The sequence below is a fragment of the Micromonospora sp. NPDC048842 genome, from assembly GCF_040649935.1.
GTDB classification, from domain to species: domain Bacteria; phylum Actinomycetota; class Actinomycetes; order Mycobacteriales; family Micromonosporaceae; genus Micromonospora; species Micromonospora hortensis.
In genome coordinates this window covers 1-21,610 of sequence record NZ_JBEZGK010000045.1, presented here as the reverse complement: position 1 = coordinate 21,610, position 21,610 = coordinate 1, and the positions used below count along the sequence as shown (strand labels likewise).

Annotated in this window: 19 protein-coding genes; 11 read left to right on the top strand and 8 right to left on the bottom strand. The window is 70.9% G+C overall.

Features of this window, described 5'->3' with window-relative positions; all coding sequences use genetic code 11:
* Positions 1–98 precede the first annotated feature (98 nt).
* Positions 99–1,943, bottom strand: a complete 1,845-nt coding sequence (gene recQ / locus AB0C19_RS33110) for a DNA helicase RecQ (RefSeq protein ID WP_357191793.1) — start codon at positions 1,941–1,943, stop codon at positions 99–101.
* A gap of 76 nt (positions 1,944–2,019) precedes the next feature.
* The gene (locus AB0C19_RS33105; RefSeq protein WP_091403656.1) at positions 2,020–2,364 is read right to left on the bottom strand and encodes a hypothetical protein; all 345 of its coding nucleotides are present in this window, start codon (positions 2,362–2,364) and stop codon (positions 2,020–2,022) included.
* 282 nt (positions 2,365–2,646) lie between these two features.
* Between AB0C19_RS33105 and rapZ the strand changes: the two genes are divergently transcribed.
* From rapZ to AB0C19_RS33065, 8 genes are all read left to right on the top strand, one after another.
* A complete protein-coding gene (gene rapZ, locus AB0C19_RS33100) occupies positions 2,647–3,519 on the top strand; it encodes an RNase adapter RapZ (RefSeq protein WP_210785016.1) in 873 nt (290 codons plus the stop codon).
* Complete coding sequence (locus AB0C19_RS33095; RefSeq protein WP_357191790.1) at positions 3,516–4,601, top strand: 2-phospho-L-lactate transferase CofD family protein; 1,086 nt, start codon at positions 3,516–3,518, stop codon at positions 4,599–4,601. The genes rapZ and AB0C19_RS33095 overlap by 4 nt, the downstream gene beginning before the upstream one ends.
* 54 nt (positions 4,602–4,655) lie before the next feature.
* Complete coding sequence (gene whiA / locus AB0C19_RS33090) at positions 4,656–5,636, top strand: DNA-binding protein WhiA (RefSeq protein ID WP_030337350.1); 981 nt, start codon at positions 4,656–4,658, stop codon at positions 5,634–5,636.
* 267 nt (positions 5,637–5,903) lie between these two features.
* Entirely contained in the window at positions 5,904–6,908 is a 1,005-nt protein-coding gene (gap, locus tag AB0C19_RS33085) for a type I glyceraldehyde-3-phosphate dehydrogenase (RefSeq protein ID WP_238649250.1), read from the top strand.
* Entirely contained in the window at positions 6,905–8,104 is a 1,200-nt protein-coding gene (locus AB0C19_RS33080; protein WP_357191787.1) for a phosphoglycerate kinase, read from the top strand. The genes gap and AB0C19_RS33080 overlap by 4 nt, the downstream gene beginning before the upstream one ends.
* The gene (gene tpiA / locus AB0C19_RS33075; protein ID WP_357191785.1) at positions 8,105–8,896 is read left to right on the top strand and encodes a triose-phosphate isomerase; all 792 of its coding nucleotides are present in this window, start codon (positions 8,105–8,107) and stop codon (positions 8,894–8,896) included.
* 96 nt (positions 8,897–8,992) lie between these two features.
* Positions 8,993–9,253, top strand: coding sequence for a preprotein translocase subunit SecG (gene secG / locus AB0C19_RS33070; protein WP_030337344.1), 261 nt, complete (start codon positions 8,993–8,995; stop codon positions 9,251–9,253).
* 140 nt (positions 9,254–9,393) lie between these two features.
* Entirely contained in the window at positions 9,394–9,735 is a 342-nt protein-coding gene (locus AB0C19_RS33065; protein WP_357191783.1) for an RNA polymerase-binding protein RbpA, read from the top strand.
* A 17-nt stretch (positions 9,736–9,752) separates the two neighbouring features.
* Here AB0C19_RS33065 and pgl read toward each other — a convergent pair whose 3' ends face one another.
* From pgl to tkt, 6 genes are all read right to left on the bottom strand, one after another.
* Positions 9,753–10,523 (bottom strand): 6-phosphogluconolactonase, encoded by a 771-nt coding sequence (pgl, locus tag AB0C19_RS33060; RefSeq protein WP_357191781.1) that lies wholly within the window; start codon positions 10,521–10,523, stop codon positions 9,753–9,755.
* 143 nt (positions 10,524–10,666) lie between these two features.
* Positions 10,667–11,683 (bottom strand): glucose-6-phosphate dehydrogenase assembly protein OpcA, encoded by a 1,017-nt coding sequence (locus AB0C19_RS33055; protein ID WP_357191779.1) that lies wholly within the window; start codon positions 11,681–11,683, stop codon positions 10,667–10,669.
* On the bottom strand, positions 11,680–13,194 hold the full coding sequence (gene zwf / locus AB0C19_RS33050; protein ID WP_357191777.1) for a glucose-6-phosphate dehydrogenase: 1,515 nt from the start codon (positions 13,192–13,194) through the stop codon (positions 11,680–11,682). Before zwf ends, AB0C19_RS33055 begins: the two co-directional genes overlap by 4 nt.
* A gap of 99 nt (positions 13,195–13,293) precedes the next feature.
* Positions 13,294–14,943 carry a glucose-6-phosphate isomerase gene (locus AB0C19_RS33045; RefSeq protein ID WP_357191775.1) on the bottom strand — a complete coding sequence of 550 codons (1,650 nt, stop codon included), beginning with the start codon at positions 14,941–14,943 and terminating at the stop codon, positions 13,294–13,296.
* Between the two features lie 40 nt (positions 14,944–14,983).
* Positions 14,984–16,159, bottom strand: coding sequence for a transaldolase (gene tal / locus AB0C19_RS33040; RefSeq protein ID WP_357191773.1), 1,176 nt, complete (start codon positions 16,157–16,159; stop codon positions 14,984–14,986).
* A gap of 15 nt (positions 16,160–16,174) precedes the next feature.
* Entirely contained in the window at positions 16,175–18,313 is a 2,139-nt protein-coding gene (gene tkt, locus AB0C19_RS33035; protein WP_357191770.1) for a transketolase, read from the bottom strand.
* A gap of 266 nt (positions 18,314–18,579) precedes the next feature.
* Here tkt and AB0C19_RS33030 point away from each other — a divergent pair, with 266 nt between their 5' ends.
* The 3 genes from AB0C19_RS33030 (at position 18,580) to AB0C19_RS33020 (ending at position 21,255) form a co-directional block, all read left to right on the top strand.
* A complete protein-coding gene (locus AB0C19_RS33030; protein ID WP_112677042.1) occupies positions 18,580–19,533 on the top strand; it encodes a heme o synthase in 954 nt (317 codons plus the stop codon).
* A 451-nt stretch (positions 19,534–19,984) separates the two neighbouring features.
* Positions 19,985–20,320, top strand: a complete 336-nt coding sequence (locus AB0C19_RS33025) for a hypothetical protein (RefSeq protein WP_088949242.1) — start codon at positions 19,985–19,987, stop codon at positions 20,318–20,320.
* Positions 20,321–20,334: 14 nt separating this feature from the next.
* A complete protein-coding gene (locus tag AB0C19_RS33020) occupies positions 20,335–21,255 on the top strand; it encodes a hypothetical protein (protein ID WP_357191767.1) in 921 nt (306 codons plus the stop codon).
* The last annotated feature ends 355 nt before the right edge of the window (positions 21,256–21,610 follow it).

The window sequence follows — 21,610 nt, the reverse complement described above, 5'->3', positions numbered from 1 at the left end:
GCCGACTGGATCGCCACCCGCGGCTACGCCACCAGCTGACCCCCACCACATGCCGAAGGGCCGGACCCCACCACGGGGCCCGGCCCTTCGCCATGAGCTCAGTCGGCGGTGAGGACGGTCAGGATCTGCTCGCCGTACTTGGCGAGTTTGTTCTCGCCTACTCCGCTGACCCGGGACAGGTCGGCCAGTGTGCTGGGCGCGTCGCTGGCGATCTGACGCAGTGTGGCGTCGTGGAAGATGACGTACGCCGGGACGCCCTGCTCCTTGGCGGTGACCGCACGCCAGGCCCGCAGCCGCTCGAACAGCGACGCGGCGGCCGGGGTCAGCTCGGCCACGACTGTGGACGCGCCGCGCGGCTTCGATGAGCGGCTCGACGCGGGCTTCTCCGGCTCGCGGCGCATGGTGACCGTACGGCGGCGGGTGAGGACGTCGGCGCTCGCCTCGGTCAGCGCCAGCGTGCCGTAGTCGCCCTCCACGGCGAGGAGCCCTTCGGCGAGCAGTTGCCGGACCACGCCCCGCCACTCGGCCTCGCTGAGCTCGGAGCCGATCCCGAAGACGGTCAGCGAGTCGTGACCGTACTGACTGATCTTGTCGGTCGGCTTGCCGAGCAGGATGTCGATGCAGTGCCCGGCGCCGAAGCGCTGGTTGCGTTCGCGGTCGAGGCGGAAGACGGCGGAGAGCAACTTCTGGGCGGCGACGGTGCCGTCCCAGGTCTCCGGTGGGGTGAGGCAGGTGTCGCAGTTGCCGCAGGCGGCCGTCGTCGTCTCGCCGAAGTATTCGAGCAGTTGGACCCGCCGGCAGCGCACCGTCTCGCAGAGGGCGAGCATCGCGTCCAAGTGCGCGGCCAGGTTGCGGCGGTGGGCGAGGTCGCCGTCGGACGTCTCGATCATCTTGCGTTGCTGGACCACGTCCTGAAGCCCGTACGCCAGCCAGGCGGTGGACGGCAGGCCGTCACGGCCGGCGCGGCCGGTCTCCTGGTAGTAGCCCTCGACGGACTTGGGCAGGTCGAGGTGGGCGACGAACCGCACGTCGGGCTTGTCGATGCCCATGCCGAAGGCGATGGTGGCGACCATGACCAGGCCGTCTTCCCGTAGGAAGCGCTGCTGGTTGCGGGCGCGGGTGCCCGCGTCCAGCCCCGCGTGGTAGGGCAGCGCGGCGACCCCGTTGGCGGTGAGGAACTCCGCCGTCTTGTCGACCGAGGCCCGGGACAGGCAGTAGACGATGCCGGCGTCGCCGGGGTGCTCGTCGCGCAGCAGGGTCAGCAACTGCTTGCGGGGCTCGCGTTTGGGCACGATCCGGTACTGGATGTTGGGCCGGTCGAAGCTGGCCACGAAGTGCCGGGCGTCGTCGAGGTTGAGCCGGGTCGCGATCTCGGTGCGGGTGGCGCTGGTCGCGGTGGCGGTCAGGGCGATGCGGGGCACCTGCGGCCAGCGTTCGTGCAGCATCGAGAGGGCGAGATAGTCGGGGCGGAAGTCGTGCCCCCACTGGGACACGCAGTGCGCCTCGTCGATCGCGAACAGGGAGATGCGGCCCCGGTCGAGCAGGGCGAGGGTGGATCGGACGCCGAGCGCCTCCGGGGCCAGGTAGAGCAGGTCCAGTTCGCCGGCGACGAAGGCGGCCTCCACCCGCCGTCGGGCGTCCAGGGTCTGGGTCGAGTTGAGGAACCCGGCGCGTACGCCGACCGCGGTGAGGGCATCCACCTGGTCCTGCATGAGCGCGATCAGCGGGGACACGACGACGGCGACTCCGTCGCGGACGAGGGCCGGGATCTGGTAGCACAGGGACTTGCCGCCACCGGTGGGCATCAACACCAGCGCGTCGCCGCCAGCGACCACATGGTTGATCACGTCCTGCTGGAAACCACGGAACGCGTCGTAGCCGAAGACCCGGCCCAGCACGTCCAGGGCGTCGGAGGCGGTACGCAGGTCGGTGGGAGAAGCCATCCGGGGAGTCTACGAGCCGACGCCGACAGCGCCCGCCCGGCGCACCCGGGTCGGGTGGGCCGGACGGGCGAGGCGGTCAGCCGGGCTGGCTGGACCGGTTTGCCAGGCCGCGCGGCGGGGCCTTCATTCCGACCACGATGTCGACGATCTCGATGTAGCGGGCCTTGTTACCCATGCGGAAGGCGGTGGCCGCCGCGTTGATCTCCTCGAGGGTGTCAGCCTCGACCATGGTGACCTGGTCGTACTTGCCGTTCACCCCGGTGCAGACGACGTGGGTGAGCTGCTTGGCGAAGCGGCCCAGGTCGCGGGCGTGCTCGGCGGAGATCTCGTGGATGCCCTCGCGACCGAGGGCGAAGTACTCGGGGCTGATTCGCATGAACAGGAAGCCGACGTACTTGTTCTTGTCCGCCAGGTCGTGCATCGCACCCTCCAGATGTCGGTCTGACCTGCGACGATCACTTTGAGCGTATTGACAACTACTGATCGTCATCAAGCCTGCGCGCTGTCGGGAGGGCGACCCTCGACATGGTCCGCGGCAGCCGTCCGGCCACGGGTGCCGGGCCGCGACCCGGTGGCGGGATAGAGTCGCTGATTGACCAATCGCGGCCGAGGGCGGCCGCGGCGCCACGGCTTGGGGGTACGGGTGAGCGAGGCGCGCACAGCCGGTGACCGGATCGACGGCCCGGATGCCGATGACGAGCAGATGGCGGCTGAGTCGGAGACCACCCTCGTGGTGGTCACCGGCCTCTCCGGGGGTGGCCGCAGCACCGTGGCCCGGGCGTTGGAGAACGTCGGTTACTACGTCGTGGACAACCTGCCGCAGGCCCTGATGCTGGACATGGCCGAGCTGGCCTTCAAGGCGGGCGGCGCGGCCCGGCGTACCGCAATGGTGCTTGACGTGCGGTCGCGGGCCTTCTCCACCGACCTGGCCGGGGCGATCCGGGAGCTCAAGGAGCGCGGATTCTCGCCCCGGGTGGTCTTCGTCGACGCCGACGACGAGGTGTTGATCCGGCGGTTCGAGAGCGTTCGGCGTTCGCATCCGTTGCAGGGTGACGGGCGGCTGGCCGACGGCATCGCCGTGGAGCGCGGCCTGCTGGAGGAGGCCCGTGACCAGGCCGACGTGATCATCGACACCAGCCACCTGAACGTCAACCAGCTCCGGCGCCGCATCGAGGAGCTGTTCGGCGGCGAGGACGCCCGCCGGCTGCGGCTCACGGTGTTGTCGTTCGGCTTCAAGTACGGCCTGCCGCCGGACGCCGACTTCGTGTTGGACGCCCGGTTCCTGCCCAACCCGTACTGGGTGCCGGAGCTGCGGGAGCACACCGGGCGGGAGGAGGCGGTCAGCGCGTACGTGCTGGGCCAGGAGGGCGCGGACGCCTTCGTCGCCTCGTACGCCGACCTGGTCAACGCCACCACGACCGGCTTCGAGCGGGAGGGTAAGCGGTACCTCACCGTCGCCGTGGGCTGTACCGGCGGCAAGCACCGCAGCGTGGCCATCGCCGAGGAGTTGGCCAGCCGGCTACGTCACTCCGGGTTGGCGGCGAACGCCCAGCACCGCGACCTGGGGCGGGAATGACGGCCCGGCGGGTGGTGGCGTTCGGCGGCGGGCACGGCCTGTCCGCCTCGTTGCGGGCGCTGCGCCACTGCGCTCCCGAACTCGACCTCGACATCACAGCGGTTGTCACTGTGGGTGACGACGGCGGCTCCAGTGGCCGGCTGCGGGCCGAGCGGGGTGGCCTGCCGCCGGGAGATCTGCGCCAGGCGCTGGTGGCGTTGGCCGGGGACCACCCGGCCACCAGGCGCAGCGCCGGGCTGTTCCAGCACCGCTTCGCCGCCGCACCGGTGGGCGTACCCGGGCCCGCCGCGACCGGCCCAGGCCCGGCGGCGGGCGACCCGGACCGGGACGGCGCGGCCCCGCGCGGCACCGACACAGCCCCGCGCGGCACCGACGGGGCGTCGGCCGGCACCGACGGTCTGACCGGGCACGCCGTGGGCAACCTGGTGCTCTGCGGCCTCATGGAGCTGCTCGGCGACCCGGTGGCCGCGTTGGAGCACGCCGGCGCGATGCTCGGCGCTGTGGGCCGGGTGTTGCCGATGTCCCGTCAACCGGTCGGGATCGAGGCGCGGGTACGCGGTGCCGACCCGGCCGCCCCCGACGAGGTGCGCACGGTCAGTGGCCAGCACCAGGTGGCCGTCACCACCGGGCGGGTCGAGTCGTTGCGCCTTACGCCGAGCGCCCCACCTGCGTGCGCCGAGGCCATCGAGGCGATCCGGGCGGCTGATTGGTTGATCTTCGGGCCGGGCAGCTGGTACACGAGTGTGCTTCCGCACCTGCTGGTGCCGCAGTTGGCCGACGCGATCGTGTCCACCTCGGCCCGGCGGCTGGTCACGCTGAACCTCGCCGCGGAGAAGGAGACCCTCGGGCTCTCCGTCGCCGATCATCTCGCGGCGCTGCACTGGTACCTGCCCGAACTCAAGGTCGATCTTGTGCTCGCCGATGCCAAGGCGGTGGGTGACCCCGAACCGGTCGAACGTGCGGCAGAATCGCTGGGTGCCCGCCTGGTCCTCGCCCCCGTCGCCGTTGTCGACGGGACTCCCCGCCATGATCCGGCTGCCCTGGGCGCCGCGCTGGTGCCTGTCCTGGGCGCCGATCGTTAGACACGTACGTAATCTCCGGCGACACGCCGGAACAGGTCCGTGAGGGGACGCACAATGGCGATGACGGCCGCGGTCAAGGACGAGCTGAGTCGGGTCGACGTGCCCAAACCCTGCTGTCGGCGGGCGGAGATGGCCGCGCTGCTGCGCTTCGCTGGCGGGCTGCACATCGTTTCCGGCCGCGTGGTGGTGGAGGCTGAACTGGACACCGGGGCGGTGGCCCGGCGGCTGCGCCGGGAGATCGCCGAGGTCTACGGCTACCCCAGCGAGATCCACGTGCTGGCTTCCGGTGGGCTGCGCAAGGGCAGCCACTTCATCGTGCGGGTGGTCAAGGACGGCGAGGCCCTGGCGCGGCAGACCGGCCTGCTCGACGTGCGGGGTCGCCCGGTGCGTGGGCTGCCCCCGCACGTGGTGGCGGCCAACGTCTGCTGCGCGGTCTCCGCGTGGCGGGGCGCGTTCATGGCCCACGGCTCGCTCACCGAGCCGGGCCGCTCCAGCGCGTTGGAGATCACCTGCCCGGGGCCGGAGTCGGCGCTGGCGCTGGTCGGCGCGGCCCGTCGCATCGGCATCACAGCGAAGAACCGCGAGGTACGCGGGGTGGACCGGGTGGTCGTCAAGGATGGTGACGCGATCGCCGCGCTGCTCACCCGGATCGGCGCGCACTCCAGCGTGCTGGCCTGGGAGGAGCGCCGGGTACGCCGCGAGGTACGGGCCACCGCCAACCGGCTCGCCAACTTCGACGACGCCAACCTGCGGCGTTCGGCGCGGGCGGCGGTCGCCGCGGCCGCCCGGGTCACCCGTGCGCTGGAGATCCTCGCCGACGAGGCGCCCAACCACCTGACCGACGCCGGTCGGCTGCGTCTGGAGCACCGGCAGGCGTCGCTGGAGGAGTTGGGGGCCCTGGCCGACCCTCCGCTGACCAAGGACGCCATCGCGGGGCGGATCCGCCGGCTCCTGGCGCTGGCCGACAAGCGGGCCCGCGACCTTGGCATCCCGGATACGGAAGCAGCCGTCACGCCCGACATGCTCGTGGTCTGATAGGACGGTGGGGCCGCACGGTGCGCCCGGGAGCACTACCCGGCGCAGCGTGGTCTCGCACGCTCGGATAGGGTCGCTGCGTACGGCAAGGGGGCCGACACCGGCACTCCTCGTCGTGCCCCACCGCCTCGGGCGGTCAGGTCCTCAGACCGCGCGGCGGGGTGGCCGAGATGAACCGTCGACGGCCGGCTCCAACGGTCGGCGCACACCATTCCCGCCGGCCCGTTGTCTGAAGCCGGCGGACCAGAACGCGAGGAGATGGGACCTGTGACCATCCGGGTTGGCATCAACGGCTTTGGCCGAATCGGCCGTAACTTCTTCCGGGCAGTGCTGGCGTCTGACGCCGACATCGAGGTCGTGGCGGTGAACGACCTGACCGACAACGCCACGCTCGCCCACCTGCTCAAGTACGACAGCATCCTCGGTCGCCTGCCGTACGAGGTCAAGGCCACCGCCGACGAGATCACCGTCGGTGGCAAGACCATCAAGGCGTACGCCGAGAAGGACCCGTCGAAGCTGCCGTGGGGCGAGGTCGGCGCCGACGTCGTCATCGAGTCGACCGGCTTCTTCACCGACGCCACCAAGGCCAAGGCGCACGTCGACGGCGGGGCCAAGAAGGTCATCATCTCCGCCCCGGCGAAGAACGAGGACGTCACCGTCGTCATGGGTGTCAACCACGACACCTACGACCCGGCGAAGCACACCATCATCTCCAACGCCTCGTGCACCACCAACTGCCTCGCCCCGATGGCGAAGGTCCTGCACGACACGTTCGGCATCCAGCACGGTCTGATGACGACGATCCACGCGTACACCCAGGACCAGAACCTCCAGGACGCGCCGCACTCGGACCTGCGTCGTGCCCGGGCCGCCGCGCTGAACATCGTGCCGACCTCGACCGGCGCCGCCAAGGCGATCGGCCTGGTCCTGCCGGACCTCAAGGGCAAGCTCGACGGGTACGCCCTGCGGGTGCCGATCCCGACCGGCTCGGTCACCGACCTCACCGTCAACGTGGGTCGCGAGACCACAGTGGACGAGGTCAACGCCGCGCTGAAGGCCGCCGCGGATGGCCCACTCAAGGGCATCCTGGTCTACAACGAGGACCCGATCGTCTCCAGCGACATCGTGACCGACCCGGCGTCGTGCATCTTCGACGCGCCGCTGACCAAGGTCGTCGGCAACCAGGTCAAGGTCGTCGGCTGGTACGACAACGAGTGGGGCTACTCCAACCGGCTCGTCGACCTCGTCAAGCTGGTCGGTTCGTCGCTGTGAGCATCCGGACCCTCGACGATCTGCTCGCCGAGGGGGTGTCGGGTCGGCGCGTGCTGGTGCGCGCCGACCTGAACGTCCCGCTCGACAAGCAGACCGGTGCCATCACTGACGATGGTCGGATCCGCGCGGTGCTGCCGACCCTCGGCGCACTGGTCGAGGCCGGCGCGAAGGTTGTCGTCTGCTCGCACCTGGGCCGCCCGAAGGGCGCTCCGGACCCGCAGTTCAGCCTCGGCCCGGTCGCGGGGCGGCTCGGTGAGCTGCTCGGCGCGCCGGTCCACTTCGCCACCGACACCGTCGGTGACTCCGCCCGCGCCACCGTCGCCGACCTGGCCGACGGCCAGGTCGCCCTTCTGGAGAACCTGCGTTTCAACGCCGGTGAGACCAGCAAGGACGAGGCCGAGCGGGGGGCCTTCGCCGACCAGCTCGCCGCGTTCGGCGACGCGTACGTGGACGACGCGTTCGGTGCCGTGCACCGCAAGCACGCCAGTGTCTTCGACGTGCCGGCCCGGTTGCCGCACGTCGCGGGCCGGCTGGTGCTGCGTGAGGTCGAGGTGCTCTCCAAGCTCACCGGTGACCCCGAGCGCCCGTACGTGGTGGTGCTCGGTGGGTCGAAGGTGTCCGACAAGCTCGCCGTGATCGAGGCTCTGCTGCCGACTGTCGACCGGCTGCTCATCGGTGGCGGGATGTGCTTCACCTTCCTCAAGGCCCAGGGCCTGGAGGTGGGCACCTCGCTGCTGGAGAAGGACATGGTCGACACCTGCCGCAACCTGCTGGAGCGGTCCGGCGGCAAGATCATGCTGCCGGTCGACGTGGTGGTGGCGGACGCGTTCGCTCCGGACGCGGCGCACGACACGGTGCGGGTCGACGGCATCCCGAGCCACCGGCTCGGCCTGGATGTCGGCCCGGAGACGGTGGCCGGCTTCAGCGCCGCGCTGTCCCAGGCGAAGACGATCTTCTGGAACGGCCCGATGGGCGTGTTCGAGATGCCGGCCTTCGCGGCGGGCACCCGGGGGATCGCCGAGGCGATCACCAAGGCCGACGCGTTCAGCGTCGTCGGCGGCGGTGACTCGGCGGCGGCGGTCCGTGCCCTGGGGCTGGACGAGTCGTCCTTCGGGCACATCTCCACCGGTGGTGGCGCCTCCCTGGAATACCTCGAGGGCAAGACCCTCCCCGGCATCGCGGCCCTGGAGAACTGAATGTCGAGCACCACCCGCCGGCCGCTGATGGCCGGCAACTGGAAGATGAACCTCAACCACCTCGAGGCCAACCTGCTGGTGCAGAAGCTGGCGGCGAGCCTCACCGAGAAGCAGCTCACCGACGTCGAGACGGTAGTGCTGCCGCCCTTCACCGACCTGCGCACAGTGCAGACCGCTGTGGACGGGGACAAACTGCTCATCGGTTACGGCGCGCAGGACCTCTCCCCGCACGCGTCCGGCGCGTACACCGGGGACATCTCCGGGCCGCTGCTGGCCAAGCTCGGCTGCACGTACGTGGTGGTCGGGCACTCCGAGCGGCGGGCCTACCACAACGAGGACGACGCGCTGGTCAACGCCAAGGTCAAGGCGGCGCTCACGCACGGCCTGACGCCGATCCTGTGCGTGGGGGAGGGGCTGGACGTCCGCGAGCAGGGCACCCACGTGGCGCACTGCTCCGACCAGCTCGACGGCGGCCTCGCCGGGCTCACCCCCGAGCAGGTGCGGCAGGTCGTCATCGCGTACGAGCCGGTATGGGCGATCGGCACGGGCAAGACGGCGACCCCGGACGACGCCCAGGAGGTCTGCGGGGCGGTGCGTCAGCGACTGGCGGAACGCTTCGACAAGGAGACCGCCGACCAGGTTCGGGTCCTCTACGGCGGCTCGGTCAAGGCGTCCAACATCGCCTCGATCATGGCCCAATCGGACGTGGACGGGGGCCTTGTGGGGGGCGCCAGCCTGGACGCCGAGGAATTCGCTCAGATCTGCCGGTTCCCGGAGCACCTCGCCCGCTGATCGCTCGGTATCCTTGACACCGCCCGTCCGCCGGTCGGTGCCGCCGTGCCCGATCAGACCGGGCGAGGATCGCTACGAGAGGAACTGACCCCAGCCATGCCGATCTGGTTCGCATACACGTTGATCGTGTTGCTGGTCATCACGAGCATTCTGCTCACCCTGCTGATCCTGCTGCACCGCGGCAAGGGTGGCGGTCTGTCGAGCATGTTCGGCGGTGGCGTCAGCTCCAGCCTTGCCGGCTCCTCGGTCGCGGAGAAAAACCTGGACCGCTACACCGTTCTGGTGAGCGTCGTCTGGTTCGCCGCCATCGTCGGCCTCGGGCTCTGGCTGCGCCTCCAAATGAACAGCGGCGCCTGAGCAGGCTCAGTAAGTCGTACAATCTGCGCGCGGTTCGTCACTCGACGGGCCGCGCGCAGGCTTTTCTCCGCTGCACCGCGTCGCCCGCCGCTCCACCCCCGAAGACGGCGGGTCCCCTCCGACGACAGGAGCGAGCAGCCGTGCCGAATGGCAACGTTATCCGGGGAGCCCGGGTCGGGTCCGCACCGATGCGCCCGGACGAGCGGCACCAACCCGCCCCCCGACAGGACGTCAGCTACTGGTGCCGTAACGACCACCGGGTCGACATCCGGATCGCCGCGGACGTCGACCCGCCAGCCCTGTGGGACTGCCCCCGCTGTGGCCTACCCGCCGGTCGGGACGCCCAGAACCCGCCGGGTCGCGTTCGCGCCGAACCGTACAAGAGCCACCTGGCGTACGTGAAGGAGCGACGCACCGCCGAGGAGGGGGAGGCCCTGCTCGCCGAGGCGCTCGCCGCACTACGCCGTCGACGCGGCGAGTAGCGGGTTCCTCCCCGCGCTCAGCGCAGGCTGCGCAGTCGGACGGGTACGTCGGCTGCGGCCGCCCGGTCCAGCAGCCAACGGGTGCGGTTCACGCCGTGCACGCCGGCCGCCGGCAACTGCACCGGCCCGGCGCCGGCCAACGCCATACCCACAGCGCGAGCCTTGTCGGCGCCGGCGGCCACCAGCCAGACCTCCTCGGCGGTGTTGATCGCCGGCAGGGTGAGGGTGGTCCGCGTCGGCGGCGGTTTGGGGCTGCCCCGCACCGCGCTCACCGGCCGGGTCTCGTAGCCCACCGGGTGCTCGGGGAAGACCGAGGCCACGTGGCCGTCCTCGCCGACGCCCAGCATCAGCACGTCGAAGTGCGGCAGGGTGGCGTGCCCGGGCCGGGCGGCGCGGGCCAGCTCCTCCGCGTACGCGGCAGCCGCCGCCTCGGGGTCGTTGCCGGCCGGGCCGTCCGAGGCCGGCATCGCGTGCACCCGGGCCGGATCCAGTGGCACCACGTCCAGCAGGGCCGTCCGGGCCTGCGTCTCGTTGCGGTCCGGATCACCGGCGGGCAGGAACCGTTCGTCGCCCCACCACACGTCGACCCGGGACCAGTCCACCGCGTCGCGGGCCGGCAGCGTCGCCACCGCCCGGTACACGGCCGCGGCGACCCGACCTCCGGTGAGCACCACCGAGGCTTCGCCCCGGTCGGCCTGGGCGTCGAGCAGCTTCACCAGCAACCGGGCCGCCACTGCCTGCGCCAGCAGGTCGGCGTCGGCGTGGACGGCGACACTCGCCTCACTCATGGTTGCGCCTTCGTTTCCCGACCGCGAGGCGGTCGCTGTCGTGCCCGGGGCGGTGTGCCCGAGGTGGTGGGGCGAAAGCCCCGGAGATTGCGGGGCAGGGCCGGTGCGTACCGGCCCTGCCCGACGGTGTGCCCCGGATGGGCTCAGCCCTCGCCGCTCGTGCCGACGTGCGCGGTCACCCCGGCCTCGGCGCGCTGCGCGGTGGCCGGATCCTTCCAGACGTGGACCCGCTGCGGGGGGCGCTGGTCCAGCCCGCGCAGCCCGACCGTGGCGCCCAGCGCCTCCGCGTACACCTGGTCGGCGTCCAGCCGGCGCAGCTCCTCGGCCAGCTCGTCGCCGAGCGGGCGGCGCACCAGCGGCAGGGCCCTGTCGTCCTGGCCGGTCCGCCGGAACACGGCCATGCTGTCCTCGCGGCTCAACGTCAACTGGTCGCCGTTGGCGCAGCTGAGCTGCACCTCCCGCATCCGAGGGAACTCGTCGCTGTCCACCCGGCGCGGGGTGATGCCGAGCCGGCTGGACAGCCAGCCGGCCATCAGCGCCGCCGTCGGGTCGGTGGGAGGCGCGACGATTGTCGCCTCGGTGACCTTGGCGCTGGTGGTGTCGAACGCCCCGGCGACCAGGGTGCGCCACGGGGTGATCCGGGTCCACGCCAGGTCGGTGTCGCCCGGGGCGTAGTCCCGGGCACGCTGCCGCAGCGCCTCCACCGGGTCGGCGGCCTGCGCGGAGTCGGTGATCCTCCGGTCGGCCACCACCCCGAGGAAGTCGGTGGCGATCTCCGCGGGCGGCTCGCCGTGCCACCAGGTGACAACCGGTACGTCGGGAACGAGCAGCGGCATCACCACCGACTCGGCGTGCAGGGACAACCGGCCGTACATCCGGGTGACCACCGCCTCGCACGGGCCGAGCCGGCCACCGACCACGATCTCCGCGTCCAGTCGGTTGCGGTCCCGCTCGATCTCCGAGCGGACCACCACCAGGAGGCGACACGGGTGCGCGGCGGCCGCGATGGTCGCCGCGGCCTCCGCCTCCCGGACCCGCTTCTCGTCCACGACCACGATGAGGGTGAGCGCCATGCCGCTGGCCACACCGCCGGCGCTGCGCCGCTCGGCGGCGAGCGCCTTGACCACCTCGTTGCCGGTGGTGTCCCACAGCCCGATCATGCTCTTCTCCAGGCGCGGCCCTCGCGGGCCAGCATCTCGTCGGAGGCCCGAGGGCCCCACTCGCCGGCCCGGTACGGCTCCGGGGTGGTGCCCTCCCAGGCGTGCTCCAGCGGGTCGATCACCTGCCAGCTCTGCTCGACCTCGGCCGCGTCCGGGAACAGGGTGCGGTCGCCGATCAGCACGTCCAGCACCAGACGCTCGTACGCCTCGGGGCTGGACTCGGTGAACGCCTCGCCGTACTGGAAGTCCATGGCGATGTCGCGGACCTCCATTGTCGTGCCCGGCACCTTCGAGCCGAACTTGAGCACCACGCCCTCGTCCGGCTGCACCCGGATGACCAGCTGGTTGTTGCCCAGCGACTCCATGTCGGCGTCGTTGAACGGCAGGTGCGGCGCCTTCTTGAACATGATGGCGACCTCGGTGACCCGCCGGGGCAGCCGCTTACCGGCGCGGATGTAGAACGGCACCTCCGCCCAGCGGCGGTTCTGGATGCCCAACCGCACCGCCACGTACGTCTCAGTGGTGGAGCCGGCGGGAACGTCCCGCTCATCCAGGTAACCGACAGCGCGTTCGCCGCCGACCCAGCCCGGCAGGTACTGACCGCGGACGGTGTCCCGGGCCACGTCCTTGGGCAGTGTGATGGCCTTGAGCACCTTCAGCTTCTCGGCCCTGATCTCGTCGGCGTCGAAGCTGGTCGGCTCCTCCATCGCCACCAGGGCGAGGAGTTGGAGAAGGTGGTTCTGCAGCACGTCGCGGGCGGTGCCGACGGTGTCGTAGAAGCCGGCGCGGGTGCCGATGCCGACGTCCTCCGCCATGGTGATCTGCACCGAGTCGACGTACTTGGAGTTCCACAGCGGCTCGAACAGGTTGTTGGCGAACCGCAGGGCGAGGATGTTCTGAACCGTCTCCTTGCCCAGGTAGTGGTCGATCCGGAAGACGTCCTGCCGGGTGAACACGTCGTCGACGAGGTCGTTGAGCGCCTTCGCCGAGGGCAGGTCGTTGCCGAACGGCTTCTCCACCACGACCCGGCGCCAACCGCCGGACTTTTCGTTGTCGGCCATCCCGGTGCGGGCCAGTTGCTTGAGTACGACCGGGAACGCGGCCGGCGGGATGGAGAAGTAGAACGCCGCGTTGCCGGCGATGCCGTGGGTCTGACGCAGATCGTCGAGCGTCGAGGCGAGCTGGTCGAAGGCGTCGTCGTCGTCGAACGATCCACCCACGAACTTGATGTTGCCGGCCAGCCGCGCCCACACCTCGTCCCGCCACGGGGTGCGGGCGTGCTTGCGGGCAGCCTCGCAGGCCAACGTCTCGAAGTCGCCGTCACCCCAGTCGCGGCGCGCGAAACCGAGCACCACGAAGCCCGGCGGCAACAGCCCTCGGTTGGCCAGGTCGTAGACCGCAGGGAGCAGCTTCTTGCGGGCCAGGTCGCCGGTCACCCCGAAGATCACCAGAGCGCAGGGCTCCGGGATCCGGGGCAACCGGCGGTCCTGCGGGTCGCGCAGCGGGTTCACCGAGCCATCGTCGGTTCGCGACTGCGGGGCTCGCAAACCCGACTCACTCCTCGCGCTCACGGCGCCCCCTCGCTTCCGCTTCAGTCACGTCGTCCATCCTCACGCCCGCAGATCACCGGCCGCGTTCAGTAGTTGGGCGACGCCGGCGGCCCGATCGGTCAGGTGCAACCGCAGCACCGGCCGCTCCCGACCGGCGAGAGCCTGCCGGTCACCGGCGGCCTGCGCCGCCTGCAACTCACCGAAGGTGTACGGCTTGCCCGGCACCGCGAGGTCCTCGGCGACCGCGCCGGTCACCTGGAGGTAGCTGCCCACCTGCGGGCCGCCCTTGTGGTACTGGCCGGTCGAGTGCAGGAACCGCGGACCCCAGCCGAAGGTGACCGGCCGGCCACCCGCCTGCGCCAGCAGCGACCGCAGGCGGGCCGCGTCGGCGTCGGCGAACCGGTCGAGGTACGCCATCACCGCGAGGTAACCGTCGTCGCCCAGCCCGTCGAGCAGCCAACGCAGCACACCGGCCAGGTCCCCGGGGGCGCCCTGCGGGGCGTACACCTCGATCGCGCCCTCGGTGAACGACGGCGCCTCCGCCGGCAGGCCCGAGGCCAGGATCTTGTTGGTGTTCTCCTTGGACTCGGTGACGTTCGGCTGGTTGAACGGGTCGATGCCGAGCACCACGCCGGCCACCGCTGTGGCGTATTCCCAGGCCAGGAACTGCGCGCCCAGCGGGCCGTTGACGGCCACGTCCGGGTTGGCCCCGCCGCCCGCCATGTCACCAGGGGCCAGCGCGCCGCCGTAGCTGACTGTCAGCACGTCCGCGCCGGTGGCGCCGGGGCTCTGCGGAGACTCCACCACCACCGGAAGGATGCCCACCCCGGCCTTGCCGGTCGACTCGGCGATCAGCTGCTCGGCCCAGTCACCGAGCCCGTCGATGCCGGTGCCGTCGGAGACCAGGGCGACCTTGTCCCGGGCCAGCGTGGCCGCGGCGCCCAGGGCGGCGCCCAGCGCCAGCGCCGGGTTGTTCTGGTCCGCGCCGAGCGACGTGGCCAGCGCGTCGGCCTGGTCGAGCAGCTCCCCGACCTCGACCCCGGCCAGCGCCGAGGGCACCAGGCCGAACGCGGTCAGCGCCGAGTACCGGCCGCCGACGTTCGGGTCGGCGAGAACTGTGAACGCGCCCATCTCGGCCGCTGTGGCCTCCAGCGGCGAACCCGGATCGGTGACGATGACGAAGTGCCGGCCGGCCTCCGCCTCGGTCATCCCGGCGTCCAGGAACGCCTGCCAGTACGCGCGCCGGTGGCTGTCGGTCTCCACAGTCGACCCGGACTTGCTGGCCACCACGACGACGGTGCGCTCCAGCCGGTCACCGAGCGCCGCCCGGACCTGGCCCGGGTCGGTGGTGTCCAGCACTGTCAACGGGCGGCCCAGCGTCCGGGTGATCACCTCGGGCGCGAGCGACGAACCGCCCATGCCGGCGAGCACCACGTGATCCAGGTCGGCCAGTTCCGCTGTCAGCTCGGCCAACTGGGCGAGCAGCTCGCGGCTGCGCCGGTGGGTGTCCACCCAGCCCAGCCGGATCTTCGCCTCGGCCTCGGCGTCCGGACCCCACAGGGTCGCGTCCTTGCCCGCCAGCTTGCCCGGGACGCCGGCCTTGACCAGCGCGTCCCGGGTCGAGGCGGGCGCGGCCTTGTCGACCGCGTCCGCGCCGAACACGGCGAGCCCGGCGGCTGCCTCCACCGGCCCGGCGAGAAGGTCGCTCATGCCGTCACTCCGCTTCGCTCGCTTCGCTCGCTGCGCTCGCTCATGCGCCACCGGCCTTCTCGGCGGCGTTGGCGTTGCCCTTGGCCGCCTTGTTCGGGGCGCCCTTGCCCTTGGCCGCCGCCTCCAGGGACTTGCGGACCCCGTCGAGAAGCTCCTGCCAGCTGGCCTCGAACTTCTCCACGCCCTCGCGCTCCAGGGTGACGATCACGTCGTCCATGTCCACGCCGACCGACTCCAGGTCGGCGAACACCTTCCGGGCCGCGTCGTAGGCGCCGGTGATGGTGTCGCCGCGGGTCTCGCCGTGATCGGCGTACGCGTGGATGACCGACTCCGGCATGGTGTTGACAGTGCCGGGAGCGATCAGCTCCTCGACGTAGATGACGTCCCGGTAGTCCGGGTTCTTCGTCGAGGTGGACGCCCACAGCGGCCGCTGCGGGTGCGCGCCGGCGGCGGCGAGCGCCTTCCAGCGGTCCGAGGAGAAGACCTCGGTGTAGCGCTCGTACGCCAGCTGCGCGTTCGCGACGGCGGCCTTGCCCTTGAGTGCCTTCGCCTGGTCGGAGCCGACCTTCTCCAGTCGCTTGTCGACCTCGGAGTCGACCCGGGAGACGAAGAACGACGCCACCGAGCCGATCTTCGACAGGTCGTGGCCGTTCGCCTTGGCCTGCTCCAGGCCGGCGAGGAACGCCTCCATGACCGCCGAGTAGCGGTCCAGACCGAAGATCAGCGTGACGTTGACGCTGATCCCCTCGGCGAGCGTGTCGGTGATCGCCGACAGGCCCTCCTCGGTGGCCGGGATCTTGATGAAGAGGTTGGGGCGGTCGACCAGCCACCACAGGGCCTTGGCCTCGGCCACCGTCCGGTCGCTGTCGTGCGCCACCCGGGGGTCCACCTCGATGGAGACCCGGCCGTCGACACCGTCGCTGCCGTCGTACGACGGGCGCATCACGTCGCAGGCCCACCGCACGTCGTACGTGGTGAGCATGCGCACCGACTCCTCGACCTCGATGCCACGGGTGGCGAGGTCGCGCAGCTGCCAGTTGTACTCGTCGGCGTCGCTCAGCGCCTTGGCGAAGATCGTCGGGTTGGTGGTGACGCCGGCCACGTGCTTCTCGCGGCGCAGCTGGTCCAGCCCGCCGGAGCTCAAACGCACCCGGGAAAGATCGTCGAGCCAGACCGCCACACCCGCGGCGGTGAGCTCATTCAGCTTGTCCGTCATGCCATCCACGCTCCCTCAGTTGCCGGTCGTGAAACCGGTGATGTCGCCCACCCGGGCCAGCGAGGCGTGTGCTGCCGCCACGATCCGGTCGGGGGTGAACCCGAACTGCTCGAAGAGCACGGTGTGCGGGGCACTCGCTCCGTAGTGCTCCAGGCTCACGCTCTCGCCCAGGTCACCGACGACACCGCGCCAGGACATCGCGATGCCCGCCTCCACGCTCACCCGTGCCTTTACCCCGCGCGGGAGCACCGACTCCCGGTACGCCTCGTCCTGCTCGTAGAACCACTCCTGGCAGGGCATCGAGACGACCCGGGTCGGGGTGCCGTCGGCCTCCAGCCGCTCCCGGGCGGTCAGGCAGAGCTGCACCTCGGAACCGGTGCCGACGATGATCACCTGAGGCTTGCCGTTGGACGCCTCGGCCAGCACGTAGCCGCCCTTGGCCACGCCCTCCGCGCCGCCCAGGACGTCGCGGTCCATGGTCGGCAGCGGCTGACGGCTCAGCGCCAGCGCGGTCGGCCGGTCGGTGTGCTCCAGCGCCTGCCGCCAGGCCCAGGCGGTCTCGTTGGCGTCCGCCGGACGGACCACGTCCAGACCCGGGATGGCGCGCAGCGCGGTCAGGTGCTCCACCGGCTGGTGGGTCGGGCCGTCCTCGCCGAGGCCGATCGAGTCGTGCGTCCAGACGTAGGTCACCGGCAGCTTCATCAGCGCGGCCAGCCGCACCGACGGACGCATGTAGTCGCTGAAGACCAGGAACGTGCCGCCGTACGGGCGGGTGCCACCGTGCAGGGCGATGCCGTTGAGGATCGCGCCCATGGCGTGCTCACGGATGCCGAAGTGCAGCGTGCGGCCGTACTCGTGGCCGGGGAAGTCCTTGGTGGCGTGCGCGGCCGGGATGAACGACGGCTCGCCCTTCATCGTGGTGTTGTTGCTCTCGGCCAGGTCGGCCGAGCCGCCCCACAGCTCCGGGAGCACCGGCGCGAGCGCTTCCAGCACCTTGCCGGAGGCGGCCCGGGTGGCCACCCCCTTGGCGTCCGCGGGGAAGACCGGCAACGCATCGGTCCAGCCGTCGGGGAGTACGTGACCAGCCAGCCGCTCGTAGAGCGCGGTGCGCTCCGGGTTGGCCTTCTTCCAGGCGTCGAACGCGGTGGTCCACTCCTGCTGGGCGTCGGAGCCGCGGCCCATCACCGTGCGGGCGTGGCTGAGCACCTCCTCGTCGACCTGGAAGGTCTGCTCCGGGTCGAAGTCGAGGATCCGCTTGGTGGCCTTCACCTCGTCGGCGCCGAGCGCCGAACCGTGGATCTTGCCAGTGTTCTGCTTGTTGGGCGCGGGCCAGCCGATGATGGTGCGCAGCGCGATGAAGGAGGGGCGGGCGGTCTCCGCCTTGGCGGCCACCAGCGCCGCGTACAGCGCCTCCGCGTCCTCGTGGTAGTCGCCCTGGTCGGCGTCGCCGCTGCGCCAGTCGACGGTCTGCACGTGCCAGCCGTACGCCTCGTAGCGGGCGGCCACGTCCTCGCTCTTGGCGATCCTGGTGTCGTCCTCGATGGAGATCTCGTTGTCGTCGTAGATCACCGTGAGGTTGCCCAGCTGCTGGTGCCCGGCGAGGGCGCTGGCCTCGTGGCTGATGCCCTCCTCGATGTCACCGTCGGAGACGATGCACCAGATGTCGTGGTCGAAGACGGACGCGCCGAGCTCGGCCTCGGGGTCGAACAGGCCGCGCTCGCGGCGGGCCGCCATGGCCATGCCGACGGCGTTGCCCAGGCCCTGCCCGAGCGGACCGGTGGTGGTCTCCACGCCTGGCGTGTGCCCGTGCTCGGGGTGCCCCGGCGTCTGCGAACCCCACTGCCGCAGCGACTTGAGGTCGTCCAGGCTCAGCGGGTAGCCGGAGAGGAACAGCTGGATGTAGAGCGTCAGGCTGGAGTGCCCGGCGGAGAGAACGAACCGGTCGCGGCCGGGCCAGTTCGGGTCGGCCGGGTTGTGCCGCATGACGCGGTTGAAGAGGAGGTACGCCGCGGGCGCGAGGCTCATCGCGGTGCCCGGGTGACCGTTGCCGGATTTCTCTACGGCGTCCATGGCCAGCACGCGGACGGTGTCTACGGCCCGGCGATCGAGGTCGGACCAGTTCAGTGCGGAGTGCTCGGGTCGTTTAACAGCCACGATGGTTGTGCTCCTCGGCAGATGGGCGGAACCCTCACCGATGACCTTATCGAGCGTCCCTAAACGTGCGCCCGGGGATCTGCGCATGGTGTGCGCTACGTGACCATCCGGATGCTCGGTTCAACCCGGTGGTGTGACGGCCTGCACCGTTGTCGGGTCGGCCGGGCAGCCAAAACGACGACGCGTAGTGTGTGGGGCGGTATGCGGACCCGAGCGGTCCCGACCAATCCGATCTCCCCGTGCCCGATGCCGGAAGGTGGCAATCCGTGAGCATGATCACCGAGCGCCCCGCGAGCAACCCGGCCGGGCCTCACCCGGCGCGGGCGGCCGAGGGCCCGGTGGCCCGGCGGGACGTACGCGCGGTCCTCTCGGCGTACGTGGCGCTCACCAAGCCTCGGATCGTCGAGTTGCTGCTGGTCACCACCATCCCGGCGATGATGCTCGCCGAGGGCGGGCTGCCGTCGCTGTGGCTGATGGCCATCGTGCTGATCGGCGGCTCCCTCGCCGCCGGCGCGGCCAGCGTCCTCAACTGCTACATCGACCGTGACATCGACCAGCTGATGCGGCGTACCAAGCGTCGGCCGCTGCCGGCGCACACCGTGTCGCCGCGAAGTGCGCTGATCTTCGGTCTGGTGCTGGCGGCGGTGTCGGTGGCCCTGATGGCGGCGTTCACCAACCTGCTGGCCGCCGGGCTGACCCTCGCCGCGATCGCCTACTACGACCTCGTCTACACCCTGTGGCTCAAGCGCTCCACCCCGACGAACACCTTCTGGGGCGGCGCCTGCGGGGCGGCGCCGGTGCTGATCGGGTGGGCCGCGGTGACCGGCTCGCTGGCGCCGGCCGCCTGGGGGCTCTTCGCTGTGGTCTTCTTCTGGCAGATGCCGCACTTCTACCCGCTCGCCATGAAGTACAAGGACGACTACGCCCGGGCCGGCATCCCGATGCTGCCGGTGGTGGCCTCGATCCGCCGGGTGAACGCCGAGATCCTGATCTTCGCGTGGCTCACGGTGCTCACCTCCCTGGCCGTCTGGCCGCTGGGGCTCAGCGCGATCTACGGGGTGCCGACCCTGGTGGTGGGTGCCATCTTCGTGGTCGAGGCACACCGGCTCTGCCGGCGCGCGACGCGCGGCGAGGCGGTCAAGCCGATGCGGCTGTTCCACTGGTCGACGACGTACCTGACGATCGTCTTCGTGGCCGTCGCGCTCGACGCGCTGATCTGACCCGTCCCGCACGGCCCGGCACTGCCCTTCGCGTCCCATGTGAAGGCCTCCGTCCGTGGCTGCTTCCGTCCGTCGGCTTCGCTGGTTGTCGGCTTCGCTGGTTGTCGGCTTCGTTGCGTGCCGCAGCTCGGTTCGTCGGCCCTCGCGCTGTCCGTCGGTCATCGTCCCTTGGTTCGGCCCGACGGCGAATGCCGCCGATGATCTACTGACTAATCATGGACGTGGATGAGTTGTCCGGGTTTAACGTCACATCAGAGTAACTTTCGGCATGAGTCGGATCGGCTCAACCTAGGGCGGTTCACTGCCGATTCACCGAGGTGCTTTGAGCGCAAAAGTCGGTAAATAAACGGACAGCCAACCTGTGGTCGTCCTTAAACCTGTAGGTAATTGGCATCACAAAAGGTTCATGGTTCTCGCCCCACGGGGTGCAACTCTGCTTAGGCTTCGCGTCATGGCAGATGGTTCCGATACGACGCTGACGGCCGAGCAGACCGCCGGCGAGCAGACGCCCCAAGGCCTGGTCGCGGGCCTCAAGGCGTTCGCGGCCGGACACGGCGGCGCGAAGGCGGTCATCGAGTACGTCGGCAAGCGTGGCGCGCGGATCGTCCTGGTGGGTTCCGACGGCGAGTGGGGCGACCAGTTCGCCGACGACACCGTCACCGCCCGGGAGGCGTGCGCCAAGGCGGGAGTCACCGTCGAGAACGCCTGGGAGCGTGAACTGATGGACCAGATGCGTCCGAGCAACGACCTCTGGCGGTCGATGGCCCGGCGCACGATGGCCCGCTGAAACCGACAGCTGAATTGACCACATATCACCAGTCGACCCGGGGGGAACCCCGGGTCGCTCTCGTCACCTGCTCGGACCTGGCCGACCTCGACCCGGACGACCGGCTGGTCCTGGCCCCGCTCGCCGCCCGTGGCATCGCCGTCCAGGCCGCCATCTGGGACGACCCCGACGTCGACTGGTCGTCCTACGACCTGGTCGTGCTCCGCTCACCCTGGGACTACGCGCTACGCCGCGACGAGTTCGTTTCCTGGGCGGCCACCGTGCCGACGCTGGTCAACCCGGCGGACGTGGTCCGCTGGAACACCGACAAGCGCTACCTCGCCGAGCTGAGCGCCGCCGGCGTGCCAACCGTGCCGACGTCGTGGATCGAGCCGGGGGAGAGCTGGCAGTTGCCCGCCGAGACCGGCGAGTACGTGCTCAAGCCCGCGGTCAGCGCCGGTAGCCAGGACACCGGCCGGTACGACCTGGCCGACCCGGAACACCGGGACCTGGCCGCCGCACACGTTCGCCGGCTCTCCGGGGCCGGCCGGGTCACCATGGTCCAGCCGTACCTGCGGGCCGTCGACACCGAGGGCGAGACCGCCCTGCTCTTCCTGGCCGGCCCCCATGGGCTCGCGTTCAGCCACGCGATCCGCAAGGGTCCGATGCTGTCCGGGCCGGACCTCGGCCCGGACGGGCTCTACAAGGCCGAAGAGATCACCGCCCGCACCGCTCGCCCCGAACAGTTGGCGGTGGCCGAGCAGGCCCTCGCGACGGTGCCCGGCGGAACCCGACAGCTGCTCTACGCCCGGGTCGACCTGATCCCCGGCCCTGACGGCGAGCCGGTCCTGGTCGAGCTGGAGCTGACCGAGCCGTCGCTCTTCATCGGGTACGCGGACGGCGCCCCCGACCGCCTCGCCACCGCGATCACCACTCACCTGGCCCGCAACGCCTAACCCCTCACAGGGGAAGCAACCCCCGAGCGACCGCCCAGGCTGCCTGCCAGCCCGTGCGTCCGTGCCGCCCGGCGCCCGTGGGTCCGTGCCGCCGTGCGGTCCGTGCCGCCGTGCGCCCGTGCCGCTGTGTCCGTGCCGTCCTGTCGCCCGTGCGTCCGCGCCGTCGCCGGCAAGATCACACAACATCCCGGTTGTAGTGGCTTCCCGGCGGTCCGTGGCCACTACATCCTGGTTCGAGTGCGATCTTGGTAGCCGTGGGCGGCCAAACCCGGGCTTCGGTCTCCTTGCGGGCGGTTTGGTCGTCAAGATCCGCGCAATATCAGTGATGTTGCTGTCTCCCGCGTGTCGGAGGCAG

Coding starts and splice junctions, on each gene's coding strand:
- recQ (WP_357191793.1), bottom strand. CDS start 1,943: ATGGCTTCTCCCACCGACCTGCGTACCGCCTCCGACGCCCTGGACGTG.
- AB0C19_RS33105 (WP_091403656.1), bottom strand. CDS start 2,364: ATGCACGACCTGGCGGACAAGAACAAGTACGTCGGCTTCCTGTTCATG.
- rapZ (WP_210785016.1), top strand. CDS start 2,647: ATGGCGGCTGAGTCGGAGACCACCCTCGTGGTGGTCACCGGCCTCTCC.
- AB0C19_RS33095 (WP_357191790.1), top strand. CDS start 3,516: ATGACGGCCCGGCGGGTGGTGGCGTTCGGCGGCGGGCACGGCCTGTCC.
- whiA (WP_030337350.1), top strand. CDS start 4,656: ATGGCGATGACGGCCGCGGTCAAGGACGAGCTGAGTCGGGTCGACGTG.
- tpiA (WP_357191785.1), top strand. CDS start 8,105: ATGTCGAGCACCACCCGCCGGCCGCTGATGGCCGGCAACTGGAAGATG.
- secG (WP_030337344.1), top strand. CDS start 8,993: ATGCCGATCTGGTTCGCATACACGTTGATCGTGTTGCTGGTCATCACG.
- pgl (WP_357191781.1), bottom strand. CDS start 10,523: ATGAGTGAGGCGAGTGTCGCCGTCCACGCCGACGCCGACCTGCTGGCG.
- AB0C19_RS33055 (WP_357191779.1), bottom strand. CDS start 11,683: ATGATCGGGCTGTGGGACACCACCGGCAACGAGGTGGTCAAGGCGCTC.
- AB0C19_RS33045 (WP_357191775.1), bottom strand. CDS start 14,943: ATGAGCGACCTTCTCGCCGGGCCGGTGGAGGCAGCCGCCGGGCTCGCC.
- tal (WP_357191773.1), bottom strand. CDS start 16,159: ATGACGGACAAGCTGAATGAGCTCACCGCCGCGGGTGTGGCGGTCTGG.
- AB0C19_RS33025 (WP_088949242.1), top strand. CDS start 19,985: ATGGCAGATGGTTCCGATACGACGCTGACGGCCGAGCAGACCGCCGGC.